Raw genomic sequence first — 25,404 nt, 5'->3', positions numbered from 1 at the left:
AAAAGTGTTAGGTTAATGTTATCTTATTGAAGTGATTTTTATGATAGATTACATTTAGTTAACATTGGAAACTAAAATATTGGGGTTTGTGAAGTAACGTTTATTTTGTAAACTAAAAAAGCAACTTTCCTTTAACAGAAAGTTGCTTTTAAAATTAATAGATTTTATAAAATTTAATTGTTTGTAACCGAAGCAGTTTCTTTTTTGTCTTCACTAGCGAAAGCTAACATTAAATCATCCAAAGACAAAGTGCTCGCGCCTAATTGCAATGTAACAGTATTGGTTTTATTTGAGACAACCATAGTTTCTAATGCTTTGGTTTCATAACCAACAAAACTTGATACCAAAGTGTAAGAACCTTCTTTTAAATTTTCAAACTTAAAGTTTCCGTTTTCGTCACTTAATGCTTCAGCACCAGTTTCTTTAAGGATTACTTTAGCTAAGGTTAAAGGCGTATTGTTTTCTTCAACATCCAATACACTACCAACTATCGAACCTGTATTTTGAGCAAATGTGAAAGCCGATATTAAAAAGGCAACTAAAAATATAATTTGTTTCATTATTTGGTAACTTATTTACAATGCAAATTAACCACTCTAATATCATCCAGATGTTACCGAAATATTAAACAACCATGATTAAAATGTTACGTTAATGTTAACTGATTTTTCATTTAAATTTTAACAGGAAATGTTATATTGCCAACACATAAATTTTTACCATGAACTGGGAACAATTACTATCCTTAAAACGCTTTGGCGATACCCATAAACGTATACGAAAAGAACAAGATGAAACTCGTTTAGGTTTTGAAGTGGATTACGATCGTGTTATTTTTTCAACGGAATTTAGAAGCCTACAGGACAAAACCCAAGTGATTCCATTATCACAAACCGATTTTGTCCACACACGTTTAACACATAGTTTAGAAGTTAGTGTTGTTGGCCGTTCTTTGGGTAGACTTGCTGGTAAAAAAATATTAGAAAAGTACCCACATTTACAAAATATTCATGGCTACCAACCTAACGATTTTGGAGCCATTGTTGCGGCGGCAGCTTTGGCCCATGATATTGGTAACCCACCTTTTGGTCATTCGGGTGAAAAGGCAATAGGTGAGTTCTTTAAAACGGGTTTAGGTTTAAAATATAAAGACCAATTAACAGCTAAAGAATATCAAGATTTATGTGATTTTGAAGGAAATGCGAATGGTTTTAAAATTTTAACCGAAAGTAGGGCAGGACGCCATGGCGGTCTCCGGTTAAGTTATGCAACTCTAGGTGCCTTTATGAAATATCCTAAAGAATCGCTACCAAAAAAACCAACAAACCACATTTCTGATAAGAAATATGGATTTTTTCAAAGTGAAAAAGACGCTTTTAAAGAGGTGGCTCATGACTTAGGTTTGTTGAATAGAAGTAGCAAAGATTTAAGTTTTTCACGTCATCCATTGGCCTATTTGGTTGAAGCTGCCGATGATATTTGCTACACGATTATCGATTTTGAAGATGGTATCAATCTGGGACTTATACAGGAAGAATTTGCACTAGAATACTTAATTAATATTGTCCGGGATAAAATAAAAACCAAAAATTACTATGAGCTGACAAACAAACAGGACCGAGTGAGCTATTTACGGGCTTTGGCCATAGGGACTTTAATTGACGAAGCTGTAGATATTTTCATGAAAAATGAAGAAGCCATTTTAAATGGCGAATTCGATTCCGCTTTGTTGGATAAAAGTAAGTATGAAGCCCAAATAAACGATATTATTAAAATAAGCATCGAAAACATTTACCAATCTACCGAGGTTATTGACAAAGAAATTGCTGGCTATGGTGTTTTAAATACGTTATTAAAAACCTATTCTACAGCAATTAACAACTGTTACAACAATACGGCTTCTAATTATGACAAACTTATTTTAAAGGGCTTGCCAAAAACCATTAAAGCTCACGATGATAGTTTATACAATCGGTTATCAAGCATATGTTACCATGTATCCCTGCTGTCCGACAGCAAAGCCATTTTAGAGTACAAAAAGATAAAGGGAATTAGCTTTTAATAATCGCAATCTATTGACTTAGTTAAATTCAATCATACCATTCAACGCCATTAAAGTTTATGACGTGAATTAATAAACTTAATTTTTAACCAATTCCAACTCAATTTGTTCTAATGATTTCCCTTTGGTTTCCGGCAGAATTTTTAGCATTATAAAAAATCCAACTAAAGCAATCATCCCGAAAATAAAAAAGGTAGTTGCATTGCCAAGAACAGATAATTCCCATGGGAAAATAAGTTGAACCATGGCACTAATAAAAGAGTTAATAAAGGCTATAAAACCAATCATTAAGCCTCTAAATTTTATTGGAAATAATTCTGATAATAAAACCCACATAACTGGTCCTAAAGAAAACGCAAAACAAGCAATAAAACCTAAAATACCTATTAAAACTAAGGTAGCATTCATAGTGGTTGCTGCCTCTAAAATGGCCCCGTCATTTTTTAAAAAAACTTGATTGCCCAAAGCCATTTTCATATCGTTTTTAAAGTCCAAATCATTATCATACTCCTTATTAGAAAAGGGCATAAGTTTGCTTGATTCTTCAAATTGAAGTTGCGAAATTTTATCTGATGTCAATTTATAAGTGGCTCCACTAAAACTATATGCACACATTAATAAGCTTATTGCAATTCCTGCAGCACCAAATAATAATAAGGGTCTTCTTCCCATTCTGTCAATTAAATACATCGATACGACAGTGAAAATAACTGAAATAGTACTTAATAATACCCCAGATGAAAATGATGCGTCAGTGCCAATTCCTGTTTGCTTAAAAATAGAGGTAGCATAAAAATAAACCGCGTTAATGCCCGTAATTTGTTGTAATACACCTACAACCAAACCTACAATCAGTATAAAACGTAAAGACTTTTTTAGTAAATCGGTAATAACCACCTTATCTTTATTTTTTTCCGCATTAATGGCGTTTTCTATGGTTTTTATTTCTAATGCACTTCGCTCAGGTCCATGTATTTGGTTTAAAACCATTTTTGCTTCTATAATTTCATTTTTTAAGTATAACCAGCGAGGGCTTTTAGGTACTAAAAATAATGCGCCAAAGTACAATAAAGCAGGAATGAGCTCTACACCCAACATCCAACGCCATACATTTTCGTCTGTTAGAAAAGTGCTGTCCGCTGTGTTGTATTTATTAAAAAGATAGTTACTCAAAAAGGCCGCAAAAAATCCAAAAACAATGTTTAATTGTTGTATAGCTACCAATTTTCCTCGGTTTTCTGCTGGAGAAACTTCAGCAATGTACATAGGTGCCAATACAAGTGCAGCACCAAATGCTAAACCACCAATGATACGTGCAATGTATAGCATTTCGTAAGAGTTAGCAAAAGCTGACATTATAGCAGAAAAAGCATATAAGAAGGCTACAATAATTAGTATTTTTTTTCTACCTAAAATATCGCTTAACCTTCCTGAAATAAGCATGGCTAGCATTGCTGCGAAAGAAGGGGAACTCACAACCCAGCCAGTTTGCCCTTCGGTTAAGTTAAACTCTGGAGAAGCGTAAGACATGACACCTGATATGATACCTGCATCGAAGCCAAATAAGAATCCACCTAAGGATACTACAAAGGCTATAAATATTATTTTTTTAGACATAATAATGAACAAGTTTAGTTAGTTGGTAATTATCAAAAAGATTAAAAACGAATATATTGTTTTCCAGTCAGATACTTTCTCCGAAAGTTAATAAAATTTAGTTTGACTCAATGAAATAAGCTTTTATGGTCTAAAACAAGAATTTAATTTAGAATGGTCTTTAATGTTTACTGGAGAGAGTTAAATACTTTTTTTAAACTTTCAACATCCAAACTAATAGATTGTTGTAATTCATCAACATTTCCATGTTCAATAAACCTATCAGGGATTCCAAGATTTTTTATATGGTTTTTATAATTATTGTCTGAAGCAAACTCTAGAACAGCACTTCCAAAACCGCCTTTAATAGTATTTTCTTCAACCGTCACTAAAGTACTATAATTTTCAAAAATGGTATGTAACAAATTTTCATCCAAAGGCTTTAGAAAACGCATATCGTAATGCGAAATATTTAAACCTGAAATAGCTTCACTAACATTTTTGGCAATTGTTCCTATGGTTAAAATAGCTGTTTTCTTACCTTTTTTTAGTTGAACCCCTTTTCCTATGTCAATAGTTTCAAAAGGTTGTTTCCAGTTTAAAGTCACGCCTCTGCCACGAGGGTAGCGAATGGCAATAGGGTATTCTAAACCTAATTGAGAGGTATACATGATGTTGCGTAATTCTAACTCATTTCGTGGTGCAAAAATGATCATATTTGGAATACATCTTAAATAGCTCAAATCAAAAACACCATGATGAGTCGCTCCGTCTTCACCAACCAAACCTGCTCGATCTAGACAAAAAATAACGGGTAATTTTTGTAAGGCCACATCATGTACAATTTGGTCGTATGCGCGCTGTAAAAACGTGGAATAGATATTGCAAAAGGAGACTAAACCTTGAGTAGCCATTCCTGCAGCTAAAGTAACCGCATGCTGTTCGGCAATCCCAACATCAAAAGCACGTTTGGGTAGCTCATCCATCATGTATTTTAAAGAACTCCCTGTAGGCATTGCAGGTGTGATACCCACTATGTATTTGTTTTTTTTGGCAAGTTCCACTATAGTATGGCCAAAAACATCTTGGTATTTTGGAGGTTCTTTAGTTTTAGATTTTGGCTCTAAATTGCCGGTTCTGGCATCAAATTTTCCTGGTGCATGATATTTAACTTGGTCCGTTTCCGCTTGTTTTAATCCTTTTCCTTTGGTAGTAATAACATGCAAAAACTTAGGTCCTTTAACGGTTTTTAATCGGTTTAATTCGGAAATAATTTTATGAATATCATGACCATCAATAGGTCCAGAATAATTAAAATTTAAAGCTTCAAAAATATTATCTTGTTTTTGAGTACCTTTTTTTACGTTGGTTAAATACATTTTTAAGGCCCCTACACTAGGATCTATACCAATAGCGTTATCATTTAGTATAACGAGTAAATTGGCATCGGTAACCCCCGCGTGATTTAAACCTTCAAAAGCCATTCCGCTTGCAATTGAGGCATCACCAATGACTGCAATATGGTGTTTATCAAAATCACCTTTTAATTGTGATGCAATGGCCATGCCTAAAGCTGCAGAGATTGAAGTTGATGAATGCCCAACACCAAAACTATCATATTCGCTTTCATCACGTTTGGGGAAGCCACTAATTCCATGAAGTTGACGATTGCTATGAAAAATATCTCTCCTACCCGTTAATATTTTGTGGCCATAGGCTTGATGTCCTACATCCCAAATCAATACATCTTCAGGGGTATTAAACACGTAATGAAGCGCAATTGTAAGTTCTACTACACCTAAGCTAGCACCTAAATGACCTTGTTTGGTTGCGACCACATTAATGATGAATTCACGTAATTCTTTTGCAAGTTTAGGCAGGTCTTTTTGGTTTAAAAAACGTAATTCTACAGGTGAATCGATTTTATTTAAAATAGATTTTTGCACAAAGCAAAAGTACGAGATTGAAATTGTATTTTTGCTATTATGATACAACCTTTTGATGATATCTATTTTATGAAGAAGGCTCTGCAAGAAGCTGAGTTAGCCTTTGAAAAGGGGGAAATACCTGTGGGTGCCGTTATTGTAATAGATAATAAAATAATTGCACGCGGGCATAATTTGACTGAAACCTTAACGGATGTTACAGCTCATGCTGAAATGCAGGCTATTACGGCTGCCTCTAATTTTTTAGGGGGTAAATATCTTCAAAAAAGTACCTTGTACGTTACTCTAGAGCCCTGTCAAATGTGTGCTGGTGCTTTATATTGGAGCCAAATTTCCAATATTGTTTTTGCTGCTAGAGATATGGAACGAGGCTGCATCAATTTAAAAACCAAATTACATCCAAAAACAAAAATTAAAGGAGGGATATTAGAGGAAGAAGCCTCGGCCCTTTTAAAACGTTTTTTTATTGAAAAGCGAAACTTGAACTAATATTTTTTTTCTTTTTGGGTTTCACGCATTTTGTCCAAATTTTCTTTGGTAAGCATGTAGTCTTTTAGGTTTTTATCTTTCCAACGATGGTATGAAAACAAAGGAAAAACCACTATAAACAAAACCAATACGCCAAAACCAATAAGTCTTTCTGAAGATTCAATCTCTAAAAAAAAGCCTAAGGCTATACAAGCTATTGCCGCTATAGTTAATATTAAAATGAGGTATTTCATAATTTATATATCCAAACTGGTTTAATATCGAATAAAACTATTTAGTAAAATTAATGAGTTGCTGCCGGTATGCCGTTAGTAATTTTGATTTTGAAATATATCCAAAGTATTTACCTTCTTTGATAACGGGTAAATTCCATGCGCCACTGGTTTTAAATTTGGTCATAATGTCTTGCATCGAATCTTCTTCATAATTTATAATGCCTGCATCAGCATGCATAAGACTGGCTGCATCGACCTTGTCATAGAGGTCAGAATCAAACATAATATGCCTAATATCGTCTAGCCTGATGACGCCCAAAAATTTTTGATCTTCATCTACCACCGGAAAATGATTTCTCGATGATTTTGCAACGGCATTTTTTAAGATTTCCCGAAGTTTCATCTCTGGATTTAAAGTAATAAAATTCGTTTCAATTACCTTATCAACATCTAAAACCATAAGCACATTCTGGTCCTTATCATGTGTCATTAATTCCCCGCGTTCTGCTAGTTTGAGTGTGTAAATAGAATGTGAAATATAGTATTTTGTAATGGCAAATGATACGGCTGAGACGATCATTAACGGCACAAATAGTTCGTAACCGCCTGTTATTTCAGCAATTAAGAAAATAGCAGTTAATGGGGCGTGTAAAACACCAGCCATTAAACCTGTCATACCTATTAAGGTGAAATTGGACTCGGATACCTGAAAATCCAATCCAATGTTATTAATGATTTTTGCAAAGGCATTTCCCAGAGCACTTCCCATAACAAGGGTTGGAATGAAAACACCACCGACTCCACCTGCTCCAAATGTGGTGGTCATGGCGATGGCTTTGAATACCGAAATCCCAAGAAGCAAACCAATAACAATCCAAATATTTGATAAGTCTAAATCAAAAGGAATTATTCCAATGGCTGATAAATGGTCGCCCTTCAATAAATTATTCATGATGCCATAACCTTCACCATAAAGTGGCGGAATAAAATAAAGGATGGTTCCAATGGCTATGGCCCCAATTAAAAGTCTCTTTGCCCTGCTTTCAAACCGTTTAAAAAAGTTTGTAATAGCAAAAAAAACTTTTGAAAAATATACAGATGCAAACCCAGTAACTACTGCCAGTAATGCGTAAAATAAAATATCATTAATTTGGAATTTATCTGTTAACTCAAAACGAAGCAAGACATCTGTCCCTAAGAAAAAATATGAGGTTACCACAGCAGAAACCGAAGCTAGGAGTAAAGGAACCAATGAAGTAAAGGCTATATCTAAACTAAAGATCTCTATAGCAAAAATAATGGCAGCAATAGGTGCTTTAAACATGGATGCCATAGCACCAGCAGCGGCACAACCAATTAAAAGCATTCTTGTTTTTTGATTCATATGGAATAATTGCGCAGCGTTTGAGCCTAGAGCAGCACCAACACTAACCGCTGGACCTTGTAACCCCACAGAACCACCAAAACCTACAGTAAGGGGAGCCGTTATCAAAGCCGCAAAAATATTGTATCTAGGAATAATGCCATTCAGTTTGGATATTGCATATAAAGTCGAGGAAATACCATGCCCTATATGCTTTTTTAACCATAATTGTTTTATGATGTAAACTAGAACCAAGCCGATTATTGGAAAAATAAAGTATAATGAATTTTGATAATTATTAAAAAAATCCAATTCGAAAAGTAACCTAATATAATGCGTTAAGTTTTTAAGGGTAACCGTTCCAATACCAGCTAAAAAGCCTACAAGAATACTTAGTATGTAGATGAATTGTCTTTCGGAAATATGCTTGTATCTCCAAATTAAGAATTTACGCAACAGACTTTTAGAGTTGAAAGACATTCGATAAAGCTAGTAAAAAATAGGTTCCGATAATAAACGGGATAGGATTTAAATATTATGGTTTTAAATTAAGTTTTAAGCTCAATTCTGATAATTGAACATCGTCAATGGGTGCAGGTGCATCAATCATAACATCGCGACCATTGTTGTTTTTTGGAAACGCAATAAAATCTCTTATCGTTTCTTGTCCTCCTAAAATAGCAACAAGTCTGTCTAAACCAAAGGCCAATCCACCATGTGGAGGTGCGCCATATTGAAAGGCATCCATTAAGAATCCAAATTGAGCTTTGGCTTCCTCTGGTGTAAATCCCAAATAATCGAACATTAAAGATTGTGTTTCTTTATCATGAATACGAATGGAACCACCACCTATTTCATTGCCATTCAATACCAAATCATAAGCATTCGCTTTAACCTCACCAGGGTTTGTTTTAAGTAATTCTAATTGACCAGGTTTTGGGGATGTAAATGGGTGATGCATAGCGTGGTAACGTTGGGTATCTTCATCCCATTCTAATAGTGGAAAATCCATTACCCAAAGTGGCGCAAATTCTTTTGGATTTCTAAGCCCTAAGCGTTCTGCTAATTCCATACGCAAGGCACTTAATTGTGGGCGTACTTTATTTTTGTCGCCTGAAAGTACGCAAATTAAATCGCCTGCTTTAGCGCCAGTAACTTCTGCCCATTTTTCTAAATCGGTTTCATCGTAAAATTTATCGACGGAAGATTTGAAGGTACCATCATCATTACAACGCACATATACCATCCCTAAAGCTCCAATTTGTGGGCGCTTAATCCAATCAATTAAATTATCGATCTCTTTCCTAGTATAACTGTTTCCTCCCGGAACAGCGATTCCAACTACCAACTCGGCATTATTAAAAACACCAAAATCTTTATGCTGGGCTATCTCATTCAACTCTCCAAATTGCATCCCAAAACGAATATCGGGCTTATCGTTGCCATATAAACGCATGGCGTCATCGTAAAGCATTCTGGGGAATTTATCGATTTCTACACCAACCACTTCTTTTAATAAGTGACGTGTTAAACCTTCAAAAGCATTTAAAATATCTTCTTGCTCAATAAACGCCATTTCACAATCTATTTGTGTGAATTCTGGTTGCCTATCAGCACGTAAATCTTCGTCTCTAAAACATTTTACAATTTGGAAATATTTATCCATACCACCAACCATAAGCAATTGCTTAAAGGTTTGTGGAGATTGTGGAAGTGCATAAAATTGACCGGCATTCATTCGGGAAGGGACCACAAAATCGCGTGCGCCCTCCGGAGTTGATTTTATCAAATAAGGTGTTTCCACTTCAATAAAACCTTCTTTTGATAAATAGTTCCTTACTTCTTGGGTAACTTTATGCCTAAAAATCAAGCTTTTTTTTACTGGATTTCGACGAATATCAAGATAGCGATATTTCATACGTAACTCCTCACCACCATCGGTTTTATCTTCTATAGTAAAAGGGGGTAATAAGGCTTCATTTAAAACAGTTAATTCTGAAACCAATATTTCAATATCGCCGGTTGGAATATTTGTGTTTTTTGAAGCACGTTCTATAACTGTTCCCTTTACTTGAATTACAAACTCTCTTCCTAAATTTTGGGCTTGCGCTATCAAGGTTTTTGAGGTACGCTCTTCGTCAAAAACCAATTGTGTGATGCCATAACGGTCACGCAAATCTACCCAAACAATAAATCCTTTATCTCTTGATTTTTGAACCCAACCCGCTAAGGTAACCTCAGTATTAATGTGTGATGCTCTTAACTCACCACAGTTATGACTTCTGTACATTGTTGTTTAATTGAGTTGCAAATTTAAGGAAATAGAATATAGCTCAAATTTTTTAATACATTTTTTGCATATGGTTTGAACGTTAAAAATATCAGATCATTATCAAATGTAAAATCTTGGTTGAATTTTTAATTATTTAACAATAAAATTAAATATCTGTTAAATATGAATACTTTTTTTTGAGTATTTGCCATAATAACAAGTGTTTTAACAAAAAAAAATACATATATTAGCTTTAACTAACTCAAAAAAATATAATTATGACTAAACAATTATCTATTCATTTTTTTTCAATTTTGATGTTCTTAGGGTCAATAAATATAATGGCTCAAGAGGTTTCCGGCACGGTAACTGATGAATCTGGGCCATTACCTGGGGTGTCCGTTATTGTGAAAGGCACGACTATAGGAACTACAACAGACTTTGATGGAAAGTACTCTATAAACGCCAACAATGGGGACATTTTAGTGTTTTCATATGTAGGTTATGATACTCAACAAATAACAGTAACAAGTAAAACTATAAATGTTTTATTAAAAGCGGGAGTGGCATTGGATGAGGTGGTCTTAATTGGATCTAGAAATCCAAGTAGAACTGCAATAGACACACCTGTGCCAGTTGATGTTATTGATATTTCAGAATTAACTTCGGCTGGACCGCAGGTAAATTTAAATCAAATTTTAAATTTTGTGGCGCCTTCATTTACTTCAAACACGCAAACCATTTCTGATGGAACCGATCATATTGATCCTGCTTCTTTAAGAGGTTTAGGTCCAGATCAGGTATTGGTCTTGATAAACGGAAAAAGACGGCATAATTCATCTTTGGTTAATGTAAATGGAACCTTTGGTAGAGGTAGTGTTGGAACAGATTTAAACGCGATACCCTCAGGAGCTATTCAACGTTTGGAAGTTTTACGTGATGGGGCAGCTGCTCAATACGGATCTGATGCCATAGCTGGTGTTATTAATATTGTTTTAAATGATAATGTAAACGAATTGACCTTGAACATGACGACAGGAGGACATTTTTCTGAAAATGCCAACGGTCAAACGGGTGGTGTTGATGGAGAAACAGTAAATATTAGCGCTAATTATGGATTAGCTTTGGGAGATAAAGGAGGATATATAAACTTTACGGGTGATTTTGATTTTAGAGAAGATTACAGCAGAATGAAGGAATGGGAAGGCACTGTTTTTAATTTATATAACACTGTTGAGCGCTTTGCGAATGCTGATGGCTATGATTTATCCCAATTACTGGATGATGATGTAACGGATGTGATACAATATGCTAATACTGCTGGGATAGCTTTAGGTGGTGCGAGCACCAAAGCAGATTTACAACCAATATTGAGAGCTGACAATACCGCTGCAGAATTGGCAGCTAGAGGTTTGACCAGAAGCGATTTCAATATGCGTGTTGGCCAATCTCAAGTACGAGGTGGTCGTTTTTTTGCCAACATGTCTATTCCATTAGATGATAATGGTACTGAATTATATTCTTTTGCAGGGGTAAGTTCTAGAAAAGGTAACTCAGCAGGATTTTACAGATTACCGAATCAAGAACGAACTTACACACCGGCATACATTAATGGTTTTTTACCCGAAATTAATTCAACTATTACTGATCAATCTATGGCTGTCGGTATAAAAGGAGTCGTAAATGGGTGGAATATTGATTTAAGCAACACATGGGGTAAAAATGAATTTTTATATACTATCGGAAACACGTTCAACGCGTCCTTACAAAACGCATCTCCAACTACTTTTGATGCAGGTGGATTTAATTTTGCTCAGAATACGGTAAACTTAGATATCAATCAATTTTATGATGATATTTTAAATGGATTAAACGTTGCTTTTGGAGCCGAATACCGTTTAGAAAATTATGAAATTATAGCAGGAGAAGAAGAGTCTTATGGTCAGTATACTCAGGCAGGAGAATTAATCACATTGCCAACTCAAAATCCTTCAGCCGATTTCTTTGGTCGTTCAAGACCAGGAGGTTCTCAAGTATTTCCAGGATTTAGTCCAGCAAATGAGTTGTCAAGAGATCGCAGCAGTATTGCTGGGTACTTCGATTTAGAGGCCGATTTTTCTGAAACCTTCTTAGCCAGTTTTGCTACACGTTTTGAAAACTATTCAGATTTCGGATCAACAATAAATTTCAAATTAGCAACTCGATTAAAAGCCAGTGACAATGTAAACATTAGGGCCGCGTTAAATACAGGGTTTAGAGCACCCTCATTACACCAGTTAAACTTTAATTCTACGTCAACTATTTTTCAAGACGGCATACCAGTTGAAGTAGGAACCTTCTCTAACGATAGTAGAGCAGCAAAACTTCTAGGAATTCCTGAGTTAAAGCAAGAGACTTCTCGAAGTGTTAGTTTAGGTTTTACTGCAAAAATGCCTGACGCTAATTTAACCGTTACGGTTGATGGATTTTTTGTAGCTATTGATGACCGAGTGGTTTATACAGGCCAATTTGCACCAACTCCAGATCCTGGAACAGGAACAGGAGGCGTACCTCCAGTTTATTCAGGAGTTCAATTAGAACTTTTTAATTTACTATCACAAGCTAACGCATCTGCAGCTTCATTTTTTGCAAATGCTATAGATACTGAGTCTAAAGGGTTGGATATTGTATTGACTCATAAAACCAATGTAGGTACTAAAGGGCAATTAAAATCGGATTTAGCAGGAACATTCTCTAAAACAAAACGGGTTGGCGATGTAAAAGCATCAGATTTATTAGAAAGAGCCGGAAAAGTAGGCACCTATTTCCCCGAAGATAGTAGAATCTATTTAGAGCAAGCCGTGCCCAGATCGAAAGTAAATTTGACCAATAATTTCACAACAGGAAATTGGAATGTATTCCTTAGAAATGTTTGGTTTGGAGAAGTCTCTGAGGCTACTCCTACTGTGGCCAATCAACAGACTTACGGGTCGAAATTAGTAACCGACTTATCATTTGGTTATAAAGCGTCAGAAAGTTTAACATTAACTGTAGGAGCCAATAATTTATTGGATGTATATCCAGATAGAACTATTGAAGCAAATCGAAGTGATGGTCGTTTTGATTGGTCTAGACGTTCTCAACAATTTGGTATTGGCGGTAGATTCCTTTTTGCTAGATTAAGCTTTAAACTGAAATAACATAAAATTAATAATCTTTGATATAAAAGCCCCAACAATTGTTGGGGCTTTTAGTTTTCATTTATTTCATAACAAAATAAGTACTTTAGAAACTAATAATTGTTAATCCAGGAAAATTGAGTTTTAATGATATCCTTCTTTTTTGCATCTATAAATTCTAAATATGCCGTTGCAGCAGGCGATAATTTTTTTGATTGAAGCCATACTAAATTCCAAGTAGTTATGATGGGAAGTCCTTTTATAGGTATAATTCGCAGGTCATTATTTTTTAATTCATTTTTTATTCCAATAAGAGGCATAATAGAGCAACCCAAACCTGAAATAACAGCTTGTTTAACGGCCTCATTGGAGGTAAGTTCTATTTTTTTTTGAACCGAAAACTTATTTTTAAAAATAAAACTTTCCATAGCATTCCTAGTGGCCGAGCCTTGTTCACGATAAATTAATGGGTTCTTTTCAAACAAATCTCTTTTATTATTTTTTCTAATATTCTCATTGTTTGCCACATAAAGTAGTCTGTTTTGCATAAGTTCGACATAGTTTACTTTTAATTTTTCTGGCAAAACGGAAACAAGTGCAAAATCCACTTCGTTTTGCTCAAGACTCTCTATGACCCTCGCTTTATTGGTAACATCAATATTGAGCTCTACTCCAGGATTTTCCTTGGTAAATCCAGATAAAAAGTAAGGCATAACATATTTCCCCGTGGAGACTATGGATATTTTTAGTCTACCAGAAAGTTGCCCTTGATATGACAGCGTTTTGTAATTAATGGCATATACTTCAGTTATTATTTTTTCTGCGGCTTGAGCAATTTCTTTACCAAATTCAGTGATATAAAGTTTTCTTCCAATGACTTCAGTTAAAGGAATGGGAAATTGATCTTGAAAGTTTTTTAGTTGAATGGATACTGCTGGCTGGGTCAGATACAACTCTTCAGAAGCCTTCGTAATACTCTGTAATTCGGCTATTTTTAAGAATATTTGAAGCTGATGCAGTGTATAATTCATAAATAATATTTATATATATCATAACAAATATAAATAAAAATTTATGTATTATTTATATAATATTTGCACCAACATTTAAAATTCTAACAATTAAATAAATGCAAATGGAAACCAAAGATTTAGTCAAGCCAGAAAAAATTAAGCAAAAAGTTCAATTAGTTAAAGGGGAATTTTCGCCGTCAGATGCATCCTATGTTATCATGTCTTTAATAGATGAAAAAATTAATTTTCACAAAATCCAAAGACTTCAAAAATGGGAGGGTAATCACCATGCAAGTACTAATGAATTGGATGATCGCATCACAGAGCTTGAAAAAGAGAAAGAAATTGCTCGAGAATTTATAGCAAAATCGAGGAAACTTAATAGTAACTTAAAAATTAATGGCATCCTTGAAATTACGATGTCTGATAATCAATCTCAAATATAAAAAACATGTTTACACAAAAACAAATGGTTTTGCCAATTCTAGGAATGATAATTTTACTGTTATTCATCACATTGGCTTATGTAAGAGAGTCAGTTTTTATGGATAAAATTTTAGTATGTAGTTTCATAATTACAACAGTATTTATTGCTAGAGTTAGAGCCAAATCAAATTAAATTAAGATAATTAGAAAATTAAATACCTTAACAATGATTCAAAATAATTTCAACTCTTATTCCATATCTAAAGTAATAACATATGTACTTTGGTTCATGTTTCTGGGGAATTTAGCTCATCTGGTGTTTAACGCACCAAACATACCTTTATGGGAATATGAGAATATCTTAAAGATTAACGGTTTTACAGTTCTTATCTGGACCGTAGTTACGTTTTTTAGTGCCCTTATAGCTAGCTATGGGAAAAACTATATGAAAGGCTTTCAGCATCATTCCAAATTCTCATTGTTGTGTTTCGGGTTTACACTGTCTATCATGACTTTTGTAATGTCCAATCACATATCACTTTTATTAATAACGTGGTTACTGATGGGAATTTTTATGTCCAAAATAATAGGTGTAGATTCCAATTGGGGAGAAGCGAGAGAAGCATCAAAATTCGCCCTTAAATATTTTGTTTCAGGGAGCTTGCTTCTCAGTGTAGGGGTGTTGATTTTAGCTTTCCAAACAGAGTCTTTCACATTGAGCGCTATCATATCAAATCTAGATGGTTTACCTAGGCACATCACAATAATATCTGGGTTGTGCATCATCACAGCAGCCATCATTCAATCGGCCATTTATCCTTTTCACCGTTGGTTACTTTCAGCAATGACAGCACCAACACCCGCATCAGCACTTATGCATGCAGGGTTTGTAAATGGCTCAGGAATTTTATTGGCTTTATTTTCAACCTTATTGTTTGCATCCAATACCTTAATCATATTGTTTATTATTGGTGGTTTAACAGCAGTGATTGCGCAGTTTACTAAACTTATTCAAGTAAACGTTAAGCAAAAACTTGCCTGCTCTACCATTGCACAAATGGGGTTTATGATTATGCAATGTGGTTTAGGACTTTTTAATGCAGCGGTGGTACATTTAATACTCCATGGTTTTTACAAAGCCTATTTGTTTTTATCTTCTGGAGAAGAAGTACAGCATAACACCCCACAAAAACCTCTGCATCTTACCATTAAACCATTGCAAGCCATAGTTGTATTGTTTTTTGGTGTTTTAGGAGCCTTTTTATTCAACTATTTAACGGGTAAAGGTATGGCGTTAAACAGTGGTATATTTTTAACCCTTATCGTAGCCATAACCGTTGGTCAGGTAACTTATAATATAGTAAAAGAACAAAGTTTAACGGTTTTTCAAAAAGCATTTTTGCCCCCTGTACTATTCATATCAGGTATCATAACTTATGCGTTGATGTATAATGGTGTAACGGCGTTAATGTTCGACATGCCAATGGTAGCAACACCGCTACCGATATCTGCCATTGAAGTAGCTTTTGGAATTGTTTTCTTAATAGGTTTCTTTATAATGAAACTTGGAGTATACCGAAAATTCCCTTGGCTATATGTTAAACTATTAAACATATCACAACCTTACAAAAAAACGGTTTTAATGTATAAATCTAAATAATCATGATAAATCAAACTATAAATAAAAGCATCGAAGAAGCCTCTAAAGTTATAGGCAAAACATGGCCACTTTACTCTTTTGTGACTTCCAATCCTTTATCAGGTTATGAGCAAAAAACGTTTGAAGAAGCTGTTAATCATGCTGAAAAACTTTTGAATGCCCAAGTGTTGCCCGATGCAAACCTTTTTAAGGATGCTTTGAAACAGGGAAGTATTGACAGAGAGATACTTTTAGGAATCCTAAAAGAAAATCAACTTTTAGAATCACCAGAGTTTTATTTACAACAAATGACAACCCAAAAGCGGGTAGAGCACATAAATTCAAATAATGACTTGGATAGAATCCTAGCAAAATGGCTAGCTGCCTTTATGGATGAAGGTTTGGCGGAATGGGATATGCCTAATAAACATGAAGGGTTTTATGGAGCTTGGCGAAAATTGGCTATCTATGATAATGAGTTGCCTAAAACTACAATTTCTGAAATTCCAAAAACAAGTTTGGAAGCTTTAGAAGAAGTTTTGAAAGAGTATTCTAAAGATGATTATACTAAAATATTTACTTATCATTTAGCGGCCTTACCAGGTTGGACTGGTTATATAAATCATAGAACAGAGACCCATACGTCCTGGCAACAAGAATATCCAATAACCTTACAAGATTATTTAGCGGCAAGACTTTGGACTGCAAAAAAAATAGGAGCAGATTTTGTGCCAAAAAAAGAAGACGTATCGGTAATAGATTCAGTTGCTAAATTACAATACATCTGGTTAAAAGCTTGGGAAAAAAGTTGGCAAAACGAATTGGAAAAATTATTGGATAAACAAGCGATAAGTTCAAAATCAACCCAAAAAAGTGATCTAATTCCTGATGCCCAATTGGTTTTTTGTATAGACACCAGATCAGAACTCATTAGAAGACACGTTGAAAACCAAGGGAATTATGAAACCTTTGGTTACGCAGGTTTCTTTGGAATTGCCATGGATTACGAAAGCTTGGAAGATGGCTTAACACGAAAATCATGCCCTCCAATTTTAAATTCAGCTTATCTTGTTTCAGAGACAGCTCAAGAGAATCATTCAAAAGAAGTTCAAACGTTTAAAAGTAAAAATGAAGTTAAAAAGTTCAGAAACTATTTTCTAAAACGAATGAAAAATATGTTGCCTTCAGCATTTGGCTTTGTGGAAGGCTCGGGATTTTTCTATGGTTTGTCGTTAATAGCTAGAACACTTACACCAAGTTATTTTTATAAACTAAGCACAAAGAACAGCAAAGATTTTGAGACCATTTGTGAACTAAAAATCACTCAAGCATGTTCTCATGAACATAACGAATTAGGCATTCCTTTAGCTGACAAAGTTGCCATTGTAAAATCGGGTTTTGATTTGATGGGCTGGGAAAAATTCGCGCCATTGGTAGTTTTTGCAGGCCATGGCAGTCATTCTGCCAATAACCCATTTGGTTCTAGTTTGGATTGTGGTGCTTGTGCTGCAAGCCCAGGAAGACATAATGCCAGAATGTTAGCTAAATTGGCTAATGATTCCGAGGTTAAAAAGGCTTTAAAAGAAGATCATCAAATAGAAATTCCTCTAAGCACTATTTTTATAGGGGCAGAACATAATACAACCACTGATGAAATCGTACTATTTGACTCCGAAGTTCCAAGCTCACACTACGGTGAGCTACAAAAGTTGAAACAAAATTTAAAGAAAGCACAACAAACAGCTACCCAAGAACGATTACATACTGAAAAAAACAGTGTTGCTTTTGCTAATAGAAAAGCAAATGATTGGGGAGAAACTCGACCAGAATGGGGTTTAGCTAAAAACGCGGGATTTGTTGTGGGACCAAGAAATTTAACTAAAAGCCATAACTTGGATGGACGTTGCTTTTTGCACTCTTACAATTGGGAAATGGATGAAACCGGAAAAGCTTTGGAAGGTATCATGCAAGGCCCTATGGTGGTAACACAATGGATAAACAACCATTACTATTTCTCGACGGTTGACAATAAGACCTTTGGTAGTGGCTCAAAAATAACCCACAATGTTACGGGAAAATTTGGAGTGTTACAAGGTAATGGCGGAGATTTAAAAATGGGACTTCCTTTACAATCCCTAATGCAATCAGACTCTGAAATGTACCACCAACCACTAAGATTATCGGTAGTTATACAGGCACCAATATCTAGAGTGAGTGAGATTATTATAAGAAACAAGAATCTTAAAAATTTGTTAGATAATGAATGGATTTATTTGATGGTTATGGATCCAATGGATAAAAACAACATATATCATTACAATAAAGACCTCAATTGGATTTCTAAAAATATTGAAAAACAGAAAAATAAAATCTTTAATAATAAAAAAGAGAAAAATTTTGAAGAAATACTAGCTTAAGTAGTTTGTTTTAGTTAATTAGTTAAGAAGCCTCAACAATTGTTGAGGCTTCTTTTGTTTTATTATTCCAATTGTTTGTTCATATTAAAAGTAGTCACTGGAGAAGGGTCAGGGTATGAAGCAAGACGGTCTTTATACAACCACATTTTAAATCTTGTTACCAAGTAAAATAAAATAGGAACTACAATGAGTGTCAAAAATGTGGCTACAAATAAACCATAAATAACAGTCCAAGCAAGGGGCCCCCAGAAAATAACATTGTCACCACCCATATAGATATTGGGATCAAATTCACTAAACAAGGTGAAGAAATTAATATTTAAGCCAGTAGCTAATGGAATTAAACCTAAAATAGTAGTTATGGCTGTTAATAATACGGGTCGTAAACGCGCTTTACCACCTTTTATAATAGCATCTAACAGTTCACTATTTTCAATATATTGGTCGTCTTCTAAATCATGTTCTACCTTTTTTCTGTCAATTAAAAGTTGCGTATAATCCAAAAGAACCACACCATTATTTACAACAATTCCTGCTAATGAAATAATACCCATCATGGTCATCATAATAACGAACGAAGCACCTGTAATAATCAATCCACCAAACACACCGATTAAACTTAAAAAGATGGCCAACATAATAATACCAGGTTTTGAAACCGAATTAAATTGGAAAATTAGAATGAAGAAAATCAATCCTAATCCAGTAAAAAATGCACCCATCAAGAAAGCCATTTGTTTATTTTGTTCTTCAATTTGTCCGGTATAATCGATTTTAATATCATCAGGCATTTCATTAAAATCCTGCATTTCATTTTTAATTAGAGACACAATAGCGCCAGCATCAGTAAACCCTGGAGCTAAAGCAGAATACAGTGTTACCACGCGGTTAACATCTCTATGTTTTATAGCACTAAATCCAGAATTGTTATTTTGACTGGCAACTGTTGATACAGGAATTTCTTTAATCTGGCCAGTGGCCATATCCCTAAAGGTTATTTTCTGATTGAAAATAGCACTGGTGTTATACCTGTTTTCTTCATTGAAACGCACATATATATCATAGTCTTCCCCATCTTTTTTATAAATACCAGCTTTAGCGCCAAAAATGGAATTACGCAATTGCTGCCCCACTTGACCCGAAGTAACGCCCAATTCTCCAGCTTTTTTTCTGTCAATGTGCACTTGCATAGAGGGTTTTGATTTGTTTACGTCAATTTTCAACTCATCAATACCTTGAATATTTTTGGAATTAATATAATCGCGCATTCTTTCGGCAGTAGTAATTAACTCAGAATAATCCTCACCTTCCAATTCTATATTTATAGGATAACCAGCGGGTGGCCCAACAGCATCTTTTTCAACTGAAATGGCAACTCCAGGATAAATATCTTTTAAAGCAGCCTGTACTTTTTTGAGAAGCTCGTTACTATCGGCTCCTTTTCTAAATTTATATTCGCGCATGGTAGCGGTAATTTTTCCACGATGGGGCATTTCAGCAGCAGAACCTCCATCGGTTTGCGGGTTGCCAGCACCTTCACCTACTTGCGATACAGCACTTTCGGTTAAATAATTGAAATTACCATCCATGTATTCAGGGGCGTTTATAATTTTATAAACCCGCTCTTCAATATCTTTTGTAATAGCATTGGTTTTTTTGATATCGGTACCTTCAGGGTATTCTATATAAACAATAATTTGGTTAGGTGTATTGTCTGGGAAAAATTCCACTTTGGTACGTTGACTTCCAACGGATGCCCCAAAACCCATAAAAGCAATTATCAGTAAGATGAAAGTGCCAATGGCTATAAATGCTGGCTTTTTACCGCTAAGTGCACTGCGCAACGTGTTTTCATAAAAATTTTCTAAACGAGGCAAAGTTTTAGTTTGGAAGTTATTGGCCCATTTTCGAAGAAATAATCGATATATCCAAAGCAAACCTACAGTAACTACCATGAGGGTTCCAAGGCCTCTGTAGCTTCCGCCGAAAGCAAAAATTAAAACACCAATAATACCAAATATAACTGAAATCCTGATGATTTGTTTTAAGGGCATATTTTTATCTTCAAGGGTCATAAATTGTGATACCATAACTGAGTTGAAAAATATAGCAACGAATAAAGAAGACCCTAAAACAACAGATAACGTTATGGGAAAATAAATCATGAATTGCCCCATAATTCCAGGCCATAAACCTAGTGGCACAAATGCTGCCACCGTTGTGGCTGTTGATATGATGATGGGAAATGCGATTTCACCAATGCCCTTTTTGGCAGCTTCAATTCTACTCATGCCTTCATCTTCCATGAGTCGATATACGTTTTCTACCACAACAATACCATTGTCTACTAGCATGCCTAGTCCCATAATCAATCCAAAAAGAATCATGGTGTTCATGGTATAGCCTAAATAATTTAATATCATTAGGGACATAAACATAGACATAGGAATGGCAAACCCAACAAATAAGGCGTTTTTAAATCCTAAAAAGAACATTAAAACGGTCACTACTAGAATAATACCGAAGATAATGTTGTTTACCAAATCATCTACCTGGCCAATGGTTTTTGATGATTGGTCGTTAGCAATGGTTACTTTTAAATCTGGCGGAAATACATTATCAACAGCATCTTTTACAATCGCTTGAATTTGTTCTGCAGCGGCAACCATGTTTTTACCAGCGCGTTTTTTTACATCCAGCATCACCACAGGCTCTCCAAATTCTCTAGCGTATGTAGTTTTATCTTCGTCTTTAAAAGTAACTTTGGCCACATCTCTTAGATAAATAGGATTATCTCGCTCAGATTTTACTACAAAGTTTTCAAGTTCGCCAGGGTCTTCAATTTCTCCTAAAATTCGAATGGTTCGCCTTTGTCCACTAGTTATTAAATTACCAGCAGACATAGTCATATTTTCCCTACTAATAGTATTTATGATGTCATCAAAACTAACCTGGGCAGCCATCATTTTATAAATATCAACAGCTACTTCAACCTCTTTTTCTTGCGCACCCCGAATATCCACTTGCTTGATTTCTATCAAGCCTTCAATTTCATCTTCCAAATATTCGCCATATTCCTTAAGTTTATCTACTGGATAATCGCCTGAAATATTGATGTTTAGTATGGGGATTTCTTCAGACATACTCAAGTCGAAAATATTAGGTTCTACTTTGGCGCCATTAAATGTGGGCCAATCTTCTCCTGAAGTTTCAGAATCCACTTCATCCTTTACTTTTTGTTTTGCTGCTTCAACAGAGATACTTTCGTCAAACTCAACAATAATAATAGAGTAATCTTCTTGTGATGTTGAGGTGATTTCAACAACATTACTAACTGTTTTTAGCTTATCTTCAATAGGATCTGTGATAAGTTTTTCAATATCTTCGGCTGTGTTTCCTGGGTATATAGAACTTATATAGATTTTGGTTTCTTTAATTTCCGGGAAATTTTCGCGGGGCATACTAAAGTATGCACCAGCACCTAGGAAGAGTATCAAAACAATTAACACATACATGGTTGTTTTGTTGTTGATAGCCCATGAGGATAAACCAAACTCTTTGTTTACCTTTTTTTCTTTTAAATCCTTTGTCATCGGTGGAGTCTTTTTTGTTATTTATTTGGTGTCCTCTAACACAAGAATTTTTACTTCTTGACCTTCTTTAACACTGCGTGCACCTTCATCAATGATTTCTTCCCCGTTTTTTATACCTGAAAGCACTTCAATGTAATCACCTTGGGTACGGCCCGTTTCAATGATTTCTCGTTTTACGGTGGCTTTATTTTCAGATTTATCAATAATGGTGTAGACATACTGTTGACCCTCGGCATTTTCAGAAATGATGCTTTGCGGAATTAAAATCGCTTTTTCATTGGTATAATCATTAATTTTTAATTTCGCCGTAAGGTTAGGCTTAATAGAAGCATCTTTATTTGGAATAGCAATTTCTACTTTAAATGTTCTATTTGCTGGATTTATGAAGTTTCCTGCTTGTCGCACTTGGGCATCCATTTCTTTCCCTAGAACAGGGAATTCCACTTTCACTTCTTTACCTTTAATGATATCTGAAACATATCGCTCGGGGACTTCAGTTTCTATATACATGTCATCCAGATTTACAATTCTAAATAATTGAGAAAGGCCTGGTGAAACTACCGAGCCTTGCTCGGTAATAACATCGTCAATAGTGCCAGAGAAGGGGGCGCGCACCAATGTTTTGCCAAGTTGTTGTTCCAGTTGATTAACTGCTTGTTGTTGTGATTCATAGCTAGATTTAGCTTGTAAATATTGAATTTCACTACCTATTTTTTGATCCCAAAGTCGTTTTTGACGTTCGAATGTTGTTTTTGCTAAATCTGACTGAATTTTTAATTGTGCTAATTGTTGATTTAAACCACCGTCATCAATCTTTGCCAAAAGTTGACCTTTGCTAACTCTTTCGCCTTCTTTAACATAAACCCGAGTTAAAACCCCAGAAAATTCTGGTTGAATTACCAAATTTTGCTTAGTGCTTACACTTCCCTGCAGTTCAACAAAATGTGAAAAAACGGCTTCTTTTACTGTAAAAGTGGTTATTAATGGCACCTTTTCTTGAGGATCTAATTCCTTAATTTTTTCTTCCAGTTGCTTTAATTGGGCTGAAAGTTCTTCGGCCGATGCGTCTAATTCAGACTTCTTTTGTCTAATAAGTTCTAAGTTATCTGATGCTATTATTTCTTCAACGGTTTGTTTCTTACTACCATCACAAGAGGTTAAAATAAGGGTTATTAATAATAGAGAATATATATTTTTCATGTTCTTAATTTTGGATGTTTAATAGGTTTTTTAATTCCGCTTTTTTGTTAATTACGTTAATAATAGCTTGCAGATATTCTTGTTGACTTGTGTAAAGTTGTAGTTGGGCTTGTCTCAAATCGAAACTTCCGGCAATACCTTCCTTGTATTTGATGGTATTTTTCTTCTCAATTTTTTCAGCAAGTTCAAGGTTTCTTTGTTTGTTGGCATACGTTTCAATAGCTAAATTGTATTCGTTTTTGGCGTTTTGAAACTCTAATTCCAATTGGCTTTCCTTTAAATTAAGGTTGTTTACAGCTTTATCCCATTCAATTTTAGCTTTTTGGCGTTTAGCTTTACCTCCAAATGAACTAAATATTGGAAATTTAAAACTAACCCCGCCTGTTACGGTAAACAACCAATCTTGTTCATTTGTGAAATAATTTGAGAATTCATCACTGTAACCTAAATAACTCGAGTTGATAAAAGCATTTAATTTAGGTAACTGTTCAGATTTTTCCAGTTTGTACTCTAGACTTTTTGCTTCCACTTCGTTTGAGGCTATTTTATAATCTATATTATTAGAAACAGGATGTTGCTCACTTATTAATTCTAACGATATATTTTGAAGAATCAAGTCTTCTAAACCATCAGTAAGTTCTATAGAGTCCTTTAAATTGATATTCAGCAAAACTTTTAGGTAACCTTCCGAAATATTGTAGAGGGTTTCTAAGTTTTTCAGGTTGATTTCTAAACTGGAAAGGGTTATTTGAAGTTGCTCAACATCTTCTTCTTCAGCTAATCCATTTTCAAAAATCTTTTTGGTTTCGTTTAGGTTTTCCTCTAATACAGCAATATTGTTTTTTGTAATATTGATACTCTCTTTAGTAAGTAAAACATTATTATAAGCACTTACCACAGATGTTTCAATTTGGTTAACAGTTTTGTCTTTGGCGTTTTTCGAAATTTCCAAAAACACTTTATTAGACTGTAAACCTACTAAATAACCTCCATCAAAAAGTAATTGCGAAAGTGAAACACTGGGTGTTAAATTGTGTTTAGGGAATAAAAATCGAAATGGATCATCAGGAGCAAGTGATGAAATGTCAAATGGAGATCTCAGGAAAATTTGATAATCAACAGAGCCGTTTATTTGAGGTAAACCCAATGCGGTAGTTTCCCAAACTTGCTCTTTGGCAGCTAAAATATCCAGATCTGCGCTTTTAATATTTTGGTTGTTTTCTAAGGCGTAATCAATAGCTTCTTTTAAAGAAAAACGTTGTGGATTTTCTTGAGAAAATCCAGATATAGAAATTAACAAACTAAAGTATAAAATGAGTTTATTCTTCATGTTTTATGATTGATGAGTGTTTATGTATTTAGTTAATGTTTCTAACCCTTTTGGTGTGCATATACCTCTAAGGTGATATTCTAAAAAATTCTCCATAAGTGTGTTCATTGAAAAATCTTTTAGTGGGAAAAGCTCTTTATCTTTCAAACATATCATGTTGTTAATGTATAATCTTGAAATGAAATCAATGTTTATTGTGCTTCTGTATAAACCTTTTTCCACCCCTTTTTTAAGGTTTTCCGTTACACATTGTTGCATGACGCAGGTTTGTTTTGATTTTAAAGACTCATATATTTTGGGATAATATTTTTGTAATTGGTACTGCGGTGAAGATTTTTCATCCTTTAAATGCTCCATTACAAATTGCTTTATTTCAAAAATTTCTTCAATAGGGTTTTTGTCCAGGGCACAAATACAATCTATCCCATGTGAGATAATTTCAAACATATGTAATGTAGCGGCTTCAACCAACTTGGTTTTATTATCAAAATGTTGATAAATGGTTTTTTTTGAAATGCCAATTTTGTTAGCAATATCATCCATGGTAATGCTTTTAAAACCAAAGGTTATAAATAGATCAGCAGCGTTTATTAGAATTTTTTCTCTCATAATGGAGTGCAAATATAAATGAGGAAACTTTAAAAACAATAAAAGTTTCCATAGTTTTACAATTATTTAACATTAG

The 25,404-nt window shown here is 34.5% G+C and carries 17 protein-coding genes; 6 read left to right on the top strand and 11 right to left on the bottom strand.

All coding sequences use genetic code 11. The features are described from left to right. Window positions 1-173 precede the first annotated feature (173 nt). Window positions 174-560 (bottom strand): carboxypeptidase-like regulatory domain-containing protein, encoded by a 387-nt coding sequence (locus tag ABD963_RS01440; RefSeq protein ID WP_345275157.1) that lies wholly within the window; start codon window positions 558-560, stop codon window positions 174-176. A gap of 161 nt (window positions 561-721) precedes the next feature. Here ABD963_RS01440 and dgt point away from each other — a divergent pair, with 161 nt between their 5' ends. Continuing rightward, on the top strand, window positions 722-2,062 hold the full coding sequence (gene dgt, locus ABD963_RS01435; RefSeq protein WP_345275156.1) for a dGTP triphosphohydrolase: 1,341 nt from the start codon (window positions 722-724) through the stop codon (window positions 2,060-2,062). Between the two features lie 78 nt (window positions 2,063-2,140). Here the strand turns inward: dgt and ABD963_RS01430 are convergent, their stop codons facing one another. Together ABD963_RS01430 and dxs are read right to left on the bottom strand one after the other, a co-directional pair. Further along, window positions 2,141-3,679, bottom strand: coding sequence for a sugar porter family MFS transporter (locus ABD963_RS01430; protein ID WP_345275155.1), 1,539 nt, complete (start codon window positions 3,677-3,679; stop codon window positions 2,141-2,143). A 167-nt stretch (window positions 3,680-3,846) separates the two neighbouring features. Further along, the gene (dxs, locus tag ABD963_RS01425) at window positions 3,847-5,604 is read right to left on the bottom strand and encodes a 1-deoxy-D-xylulose-5-phosphate synthase (protein ID WP_345275154.1); all 1,758 of its coding nucleotides are present in this window, start codon (window positions 5,602-5,604) and stop codon (window positions 3,847-3,849) included. 39 nt (window positions 5,605-5,643) lie between these two features. On the opposite strand from dxs, the gene ABD963_RS01420 reads away from it, so the two are divergent. Next, complete coding sequence (locus tag ABD963_RS01420; RefSeq protein WP_345275153.1) at window positions 5,644-6,093, top strand: nucleoside deaminase; 450 nt, start codon at window positions 5,644-5,646, stop codon at window positions 6,091-6,093. Here the strand turns inward: ABD963_RS01420 and ABD963_RS01415 are convergent. From ABD963_RS01415 to aspS, 3 genes are read right to left on the bottom strand one after another with little or no spacing between them, the layout of a single operon-like run. Then, a complete protein-coding gene (locus ABD963_RS01415) occupies window positions 6,090-6,326 on the bottom strand; it encodes a hypothetical protein (protein ID WP_345275152.1) in 237 nt (78 codons plus the stop codon). The genes ABD963_RS01420 and ABD963_RS01415 overlap by 4 nt on opposite strands. A 37-nt stretch (window positions 6,327-6,363) precedes the next feature. After that, on the bottom strand, window positions 6,364-8,151 hold the full coding sequence (locus tag ABD963_RS01410) for a chloride channel protein (protein ID WP_345275151.1): 1,788 nt from the start codon (window positions 8,149-8,151) through the stop codon (window positions 6,364-6,366). A 55-nt stretch (window positions 8,152-8,206) separates the two neighbouring features. Further along, window positions 8,207-9,961 (bottom strand): aspartate--tRNA ligase, encoded by a 1,755-nt coding sequence (aspS, locus tag ABD963_RS01405; RefSeq protein WP_345275150.1) that lies wholly within the window; start codon window positions 9,959-9,961, stop codon window positions 8,207-8,209. A 260-nt stretch (window positions 9,962-10,221) separates the two neighbouring features. Between aspS and ABD963_RS01400 the strand changes: the two genes are divergently transcribed. Next, entirely contained in the window at window positions 10,222-13,122 is a 2,901-nt protein-coding gene (locus ABD963_RS01400) for a TonB-dependent receptor (RefSeq protein ID WP_345275149.1), read from the top strand. A 92-nt stretch (window positions 13,123-13,214) separates the two neighbouring features. On the opposite strand, the gene ABD963_RS01395 is transcribed toward ABD963_RS01400, so the two are convergent. Continuing rightward, window positions 13,215-14,132 (bottom strand): LysR family transcriptional regulator, encoded by a 918-nt coding sequence (locus tag ABD963_RS01395; RefSeq protein WP_345275148.1) that lies wholly within the window; start codon window positions 14,130-14,132, stop codon window positions 13,215-13,217. Between the two features lie 98 nt (window positions 14,133-14,230). On the opposite strand from ABD963_RS01395, the gene ABD963_RS01390 reads away from it, so the two are divergent. The 3 genes from ABD963_RS01390 (at window position 14,231) to ABD963_RS01380 (ending at window position 18,596) form a co-directional block, all read left to right on the top strand. Next, window positions 14,231-14,560, top strand: a complete 330-nt coding sequence (locus ABD963_RS01390) for a hypothetical protein (RefSeq protein WP_345275147.1) — start codon at window positions 14,231-14,233, stop codon at window positions 14,558-14,560. 206 nt (window positions 14,561-14,766) lie between these two features. Beyond that, the gene (locus ABD963_RS01385) at window positions 14,767-16,200 is read left to right on the top strand and encodes a proton-conducting transporter transmembrane domain-containing protein (RefSeq protein WP_345275146.1); all 1,434 of its coding nucleotides are present in this window, start codon (window positions 14,767-14,769) and stop codon (window positions 16,198-16,200) included. 2 nt (window positions 16,201-16,202) lie between these two features. Then, window positions 16,203-18,596 carry a DUF2309 domain-containing protein gene (locus tag ABD963_RS01380; RefSeq protein WP_345275145.1) on the top strand — a complete coding sequence of 798 codons (2,394 nt, stop codon included), beginning with the start codon at window positions 16,203-16,205 and terminating at the stop codon, window positions 18,594-18,596. A gap of 62 nt (window positions 18,597-18,658) precedes the next feature. Here the strand turns inward: ABD963_RS01380 and ABD963_RS01375 are convergent, their stop codons facing one another. From ABD963_RS01375 to ABD963_RS01360, 4 genes are read right to left on the bottom strand one after another with little or no spacing between them, the layout of a single operon-like run. Continuing rightward, window positions 18,659-22,189 carry an efflux RND transporter permease subunit gene (locus tag ABD963_RS01375; RefSeq protein WP_345275144.1) on the bottom strand — a complete coding sequence of 1,177 codons (3,531 nt, stop codon included), beginning with the start codon at window positions 22,187-22,189 and terminating at the stop codon, window positions 18,659-18,661. A 21-nt stretch (window positions 22,190-22,210) separates the two neighbouring features. Further along, the gene (locus ABD963_RS01370; RefSeq protein WP_345275143.1) at window positions 22,211-23,389 is read right to left on the bottom strand and encodes an efflux RND transporter periplasmic adaptor subunit; all 1,179 of its coding nucleotides are present in this window, start codon (window positions 23,387-23,389) and stop codon (window positions 22,211-22,213) included. Between the two features lie 4 nt (window positions 23,390-23,393). Beyond that, window positions 23,394-24,719 carry a TolC family protein gene (locus ABD963_RS01365; protein WP_345275142.1) on the bottom strand — a complete coding sequence of 442 codons (1,326 nt, stop codon included), beginning with the start codon at window positions 24,717-24,719 and terminating at the stop codon, window positions 23,394-23,396. Window positions 24,720-24,722: 3 nt separating this feature from the next. Beyond that, window positions 24,723-25,328, bottom strand: coding sequence for a TetR/AcrR family transcriptional regulator (locus ABD963_RS01360; protein ID WP_345275141.1), 606 nt, complete (start codon window positions 25,326-25,328; stop codon window positions 24,723-24,725). Between the last annotated feature and the right edge of the window lie 76 nt (window positions 25,329-25,404).

The sequence above is a fragment of the Litoribaculum gwangyangense genome (assembly GCF_039543505.1).
Lineage (GTDB): Bacteria > Bacteroidota > Bacteroidia > Flavobacteriales > Flavobacteriaceae > Litoribaculum > Litoribaculum gwangyangense.
This window is presented reverse-complemented; position numbering and strand designations above follow the sequence as displayed.